This window comes from Desulfosarcina sp. (assembly GCF_041551955.1).
GTDB lineage: Bacteria > Desulfobacterota > Desulfobacteria > Desulfobacterales > Desulfosarcinaceae > Desulfosarcina.
Window position 1 is genome coordinate 1 of sequence record NZ_JBFELV010000310.1, and the last position, 5,932, is coordinate 5,932.

General features: G+C 56.0%; 6 protein-coding genes. 5 read left to right on the plus strand and 1 reads right to left on the minus strand.

Annotated elements, in window-relative coordinates:
- The first annotated feature begins 222 nt into the window (after positions 1-222).
- From ABYV26_RS18710 to ABYV26_RS18720, 3 genes are all read left to right on the plus strand, one after another.
- Entirely contained in the window at positions 223-423 is a 201-nt protein-coding gene (locus ABYV26_RS18710) for a hypothetical protein (protein ID WP_372682876.1), read from the plus strand.
- 9 nt (positions 424-432) lie between these two features.
- On the plus strand, positions 433-585 hold the full coding sequence (locus ABYV26_RS18715) for a hypothetical protein (RefSeq protein WP_372682877.1): 153 nt from the start codon (positions 433-435) through the stop codon (positions 583-585).
- Positions 586-697: 112 nt separating this feature from the next.
- Entirely contained in the window at positions 698-982 is a 285-nt protein-coding gene (locus ABYV26_RS18720) for a hypothetical protein (protein ID WP_372682878.1), read from the plus strand.
- An 81-nt stretch (positions 983-1,063) separates the two neighbouring features.
- Here ABYV26_RS18720 and ABYV26_RS18725 read toward each other — a convergent pair whose 3' ends face one another.
- Positions 1,064-3,403 (minus strand): helicase C-terminal domain-containing protein, encoded by a 2,340-nt coding sequence (locus ABYV26_RS18725; RefSeq protein WP_372682879.1) that lies wholly within the window; start codon positions 3,401-3,403, stop codon positions 1,064-1,066.
- A gap of 152 nt (positions 3,404-3,555) precedes the next feature.
- Here ABYV26_RS18725 and ABYV26_RS18730 point away from each other — a divergent pair, with 152 nt between their 5' ends.
- Together ABYV26_RS18730 and ABYV26_RS18735 are read left to right on the plus strand one after the other, a co-directional pair.
- Positions 3,556-4,515, plus strand: coding sequence for an aldo/keto reductase (locus tag ABYV26_RS18730; protein ID WP_372682880.1), 960 nt, complete (start codon positions 3,556-3,558; stop codon positions 4,513-4,515).
- A gap of 303 nt (positions 4,516-4,818) precedes the next feature.
- Complete coding sequence (locus ABYV26_RS18735; RefSeq protein WP_372682881.1) at positions 4,819-5,667, plus strand: rhomboid family intramembrane serine protease; 849 nt, start codon at positions 4,819-4,821, stop codon at positions 5,665-5,667.
- Positions 5,668-5,932: the final 265 nt, after the last annotated feature.

Sequence of the window (5,932 nt, forward strand, 5' to 3'; positions counted from 1 at the left end):
AGTAAAAAAACCTAAAAAAATGAGTCGAATCCCCTATATACTTTTTTTTTTCTGCCGATAGTATGAACATAGTAGAGAAAAGTCGATTGTCTAAAAGGGGTGGAGAATCGACCGATCCTGCCGACGTTTTTCACCAATGGACAACAAGTCCAAGCTTGACCGGGTACCATGTTCTTTTAACGGCCAGTGACGGTATGGCGCACGTGACGAAAGGAGAACAAGATGATATCCTCTCCATGCAAAACCTGCGAAAGAAGAAACGACCCGAAGGATGAGTGCCTGAAAGACTGCAAAATTTTGCATGACGTTCAGGAATTTCATCTGATCACCGCAAAAAGCATCTATTACAGCGCCATTGACTGCACCGAGGAAAGCCGCTACCATATCAAATCACCTTCTGCGGCCATGATGAGCCCTTATTAGCATTCTTGCTTGCCCGATATAGAGAATCGGGATCTGTCGGCGGCTTCCGCCTGCGTCAATGCACGGATCGTTGTCCGTTCCGGTTGCATCGGCGTCAGCGAAAAAAAACGCGTGCGGCCGGGTGATGCGCAGCGGTTGTTCTGTTTTTCCGGCCACCTGTAGGCCGCATCCACCGGCGTATGCCGGCCCGTCGAAACCACTCGTGCTGTCGTTTTTGGATCAGCGTTACCGTCTTTGCATCCCTTGACTTTGACCAACATCAAAAGAGCAAACGATGATGGATCAACATCGATCTTCCGTTCCAGAAAACCAGAAGCCGTACCATTCCAATTCCGATTCCAAGCCACCCGCAAAAGATGACATCAAAAAAAAGGATTGCCCCGCCGGACAAGTAGACATTATCGCCATGGTCCGAAGTCTGCAACGAACGGCGGGGATGACGGACTGTTTCAGGATGGGCAATGCGGACTGCGACATTATCGATTGCGACTGGCGTACCTATTGTCTGGGGGCAGCGGCGGACCCCAATAAAAAAGGAACGCCGACCAAACTGAAATAGATCGGCTGGAAGGCTCTTCCGGCGACATCTACCCGGGTTGGCACGCTGCAGGGAAGGAAATCCCTTTGAAGGGGCGGTGGGTCAATTGCCGGATGACCAGAATCGCTTCAGCTGGTTTTCCATTTGCCGGTCCGATTCGGTTACCGCCATGACCCACTGGTCGGGCAGCAGCCCCTGGTAAGTGGCCCGGCCAAAACGCTGGTCCACGAGCAGCAGTGCGCCGCGATCCTGATCGGTGCGAATCACCCGACCGGCCGCCTGCAGCACCCGGTTGATTCCCGGAAAACGGTACGCAAAATCAAATCCCGCCCCCCGCCTGTCGAAATAGTCGCGAATCAGATCTCTTTCCGGGCAGATGGCAGGCAGCCCCACACCCACAATGACGGCGCCGCTGAGCCGCTCGCCCACCAGGTCGATGCCCTCGCCGAAAATCCCCCCCATTACGGCAAATCCGACCAGCGTTCCATCGTTCTGCATTGAAAAACGATCGAGAAACCGGGCACGTCCGGCTTCGTCCATCTCGCGCACCTGAACCAGGACCTGGACATCTCCCTCCTGTGCTTCAAATTGATCGACCACCATGATCATGTATTCGTAGGAAGGGAAAAAGCACAGGTAGTTGCCTTTTTTGGGGTGGATGAAGCGCCGGACAAGGCTTACAAGTCGGTGGACGCTCCGTTCCCGCTGCGTATAATAGGTCGATATGCCGCTGGCAATCAGCACCTTCAGATTTTTTCGGGGAAAGGGGGACGGGATAGCCAGCATGGCCGCGGTGGGTTCGCATCCCAAAATATCCCGAAAATAGGGTGCCGGCGTCATGGTGGCTGAGAAAAAAATGACCGATCGGGAACGCCGCAGGGCCAATTTCAGCTGGTTGGAAGGATCCAGGCAGAAAAGTTTGACCTGCAGGTCTTTTCCGGTCGCCTGCCTGCAGGTCACGTAACTGCCGTCAAACTGATCCCATACCCGCAAAAACCCACTGGTCTCGAAGTAGCGTTCCATGACGATCTCCCGGAAGGGGGTCGCCTGATTCTTGGCCAGCCACTGCTCCGATACCCGGAGGAAAGCACGCAACAAGGGTTCCAGTCCGCGGGGCAACAGCGTTTCGGATTGAAAGCCGCCGCTTTCCTGAATCTTTTTTCTGGCATCGAGCATCCAAGTGTTGATTTTTCCTGCCGCCCGATAGACCGCCGGCAGGTGCTTTTTCACCGCCCGCCTGAGCTCGAGGAAATCGCTTTTGCTCAGTTTGGCGGAAAACATGTCGCGGGAGCGGTCAACCAGATTGTGGGCCTCGTCTACCAGAAAGGCATAGGCGCCGTTTTCCTCATCGAAGAAACGCTTCAGGTAAACGCGGGGATCGAAGGCGTAGTTATAATCGCAGACGATGCAATCGGCCCAGCGGGAGAGTTCCAGGGAGAGCTCAAAAGGGCAGACGCGGTGGGCGTGGGCCACGGCCTCGATGGCGCTGCGATCCAGATGGTCCCGTAAGAAAGCATCATCCAACGCTTCCGACAGCCGATCGAAATGACCTTTGGCATAGGCGCATTCTTCCGGGTTGCAGGTGGCATCGGGGCAAAAGCAGATCTGGTCCTTGGCCGTCAGGGAAACCCGCTTCAGTCGAAATCCCGCCTCCTGCAGAATGTTCAGGGCGCTGATGGCTGAAGCCTTGCCGGTATTACGGGCGGTAAGAAAAAAAATCCGGTCGATATGGCCCTCAGCGACGGTCTTGATCGCCGGGAAGAGCGCTGCCATGGTTTTACCGATGCCCGTGGACGCCTGGATGATGGCCTGGCCGCCATCCCGGATGGTTCGATAAACGGCGACCGCCATGTGGCGTTGTCCGGTTCGATAAGACGTAAACGGAAAGCCGGCAGAAAAAATGGCGGCATTGCGAAGATGACGCCACCGGGCGAGGGTCGTGGCCCAATTCAAATAGCGGTCGATCAGTTCCTGAAAAAAAGCTTCCAGACCATCACGGGTCCACACCTGAGTCAGTTCCAAGGTGTCGCCGGTATCCAGATGGCAGTACGTCAGCCGGATGGTTACCGACCCGAGGTCCTGGGCACTGGCCAGCAGGTGTGCATAAACCTTGGCTTGACCCCAATGGCAGGGATCCGGCGCCTTTTCAACGGCTTTTAGATCGTTGGTGGTGGATTTGATCTCTTCGACGATGATCGCTCCATCGGATTCGATGACCCCATCGATGCGACCGGAAACGACCAAGATCAGGTCTGTCGATTCCACTTCGATGGAAACCGGCACCTCCGAACGATACCCCTCGGGCCGCTGTCGCTGGATTTTCTGATGCACCCGAATCCCCTCGAGGGGCCGCCCGGATCGGGCAAAGCGCATATCCAGGTCACCGCCTCGAAGAACGACGTCTACCAGCGTTCTGACGGCGATTTGATGTCGTTCCTTCAAGCGTGTGCCACCCCTTCTGAGCGCTTCTCCTTGCCATTGACGAAAACGGGCACTACTGTAAATATCGAAACGGAATTGGTCAAGCCGGCAAATCGACGCGGCTGTGCCCAACGGCTGGACAAACGAGCAACGGGATCCCAAAGGGAGGGAAAATGGAATCAAGCAGTCTGGGAAATACGGACATCCGCCTGTCCCCGATCATCATGGGCACCTGGCAGACCGGTAAATCCATGTGGACGGGCATCGACGACGCCCAAAGCGAGAAGGCCGTCCGGGCAGCCATGGATGCAGGTATAACCACCTTCGATACGGCCGAAGTATACGGCAACGGGCACTCGGAAAAAGTGTTGGGGAAAGCCATCGGCAGCCACCGGCATAAGGTGGTGCTTCTGTCCAAGGTGTTTTCCAACCATCTTAAATACGACCAGGTGATCATTGCCTGCAACCGCTCCTTGAAAAACCTGGGAACCGATTACCTGGACCTCTACCAGATCCACTGGCCCCCGGGCGCCTTCGGTGCCAAGCCGGTGCCCATGGAGGAAACCATGCAGGCCCTGGCAGATCTCAAGGACCAGGGAAAGATTCGCGCCATGGGCGTTTCCAATTTCTCCCTCGATCAACTCAAAGCCATATGTGAAATCGGGCCGATCGAGAGCCTCCAGCCCCCTTATTCCCTTTTTTGGCGTCATGTGGAAACCGAAACCCTGGCCTGGTGCCGTGAAAACCGGGTGACCATTCTGGCATACTCGCCCCTGGCCCAGGGATTGCTCACCGGTAAATTTGGTCCGGACCATCAGTTTGAAAGTGGAGATCACCGCAGCAGCAACCGCCTATTCCAGCCGGATGTCTACCCGCATGTGCAACAGGCCCTGGGCGCCCTTCGCCCCATAGCCGAAAGAAAAGGCATCACCATGGCCCAACTGGCCCTGGCCTGGGTGATTGCCAGGCCGGGCGTATGTGCCATCGCCGGTGCCCGGAATGCCCGACAGACGGCGGACAACGCCCAAGCGGCAGACGTCACCCTGACCGAGTCCGAACTGGATGAAATGGACCGCATCAGCCGTCCGGTCACGGATCTGATCGACGACAATCCGGTGCAGTGGAAATGGTAGGAAAAGGTTCCGGGTTCACCGTTCAGGGTTGACGGAGTCGTAAAAAGTCCGATATCTGCGTTACGCTTCATCCTTCGTCACTGCGGCGTACCTTAAGTACGCCTCATTCCTTAAGGATTCACAAGCCTTGATCTCGGGCTTTTTACGAATCCGTTGGAAATGCGCCTGTTTACGAGTTCATCAGGGTTAATCGTTTCGCTTTTTTCCATTCCCCATAGGTTTGATAGGGCCATGAGACGAGGAAAAAAACCTCTGAACAGTGAACGTTGAACCGATTAACCGCGAAGCACGGAAAGGATGTATATGGCGAACGGGAACGACTCCCGAAAAGGTGCCCTGCTCTGCCCCGGCTGCCGCAAGCTGGTCAGCGCCGATGAGCATAAATGCCCTTATTGCGGCCTGTCGAGGCCGGGGTCCAGGTGGAAAAACAGCTTTCTAACCGGGGGGTTCAGCAGCACTGAACAGCTGATCAACACCATCATTGCCGTCAACGCCGCCATGTACCTGCTCTCCCTGCTGATCAGCGGCCGCGGGCTGAACCTGTCGGCAAACCCGATGAACTTTCTCTCTCCGGACAGCCAGGGGCTGCTCATGTTGGGCGCCACCGGCGCTATCCCCATTGACCGCTTCCATCGCTGGTGGACCTTGGTGTCGGCATCCTATCTTCACGGTGGGATTCTTCACATCGCCTTCAACATGCTGGCCCTTCGCCAGATTTCACCCCTGGTCATTGCTGAGTATGGCACCCATCGCATGATCGTCATTTATACGGCAAGCGGTGTAGGCGGTTTTATGGTCTCTTATCTGGCCGGCGTCAGTTTTACCATCGGTGCATCGGCTGCTGTCTGCGGCCTCATCGGGGCGTCGCTTTACTATGGCAAAAGCCGTGGCGGCATCTATGGCCAGGCCGTCTACCGCCAGGTGGCTGGCTGGGCGCTGGGCATCGCCCTCTTCGGGCTGGTAATACCGGGTATCAATAACTGGGCCCACGGCGGCGGCATGGCTGCCGGCATCCTGATGGGGTTGCTCATGGGGTATCAGGACCGCAAAAAAGAGAACCTGCGCCACCGCATCATGGGAGGTCTGTGCATGTCCGGCACGGCCGCCGTTTTATTGTGGGCGGTGTTCACCGGCCTGTTTCACCAACTGTAATGCCGAGGACACATTCTGAAAAACACAGAGGCGCTGTCCCGCCATTTTCCCTTGAAGCCGACTGACCGGAATCCGGTCAGGTGCCAATAATTAGCGTCAACATGGCGCCCAGCAAAACAATGATGATCATCCAGCAGCAGTCCACCATTCCATATGCGATCTGTCTCATGGTAATGCCCTTTGACCATTGGAAGGACACCAACCGTCTCACCCACGGTTGATCATGGTCGACAGTTTATCGCAGGGGTGTGACAGATCCGGTCAC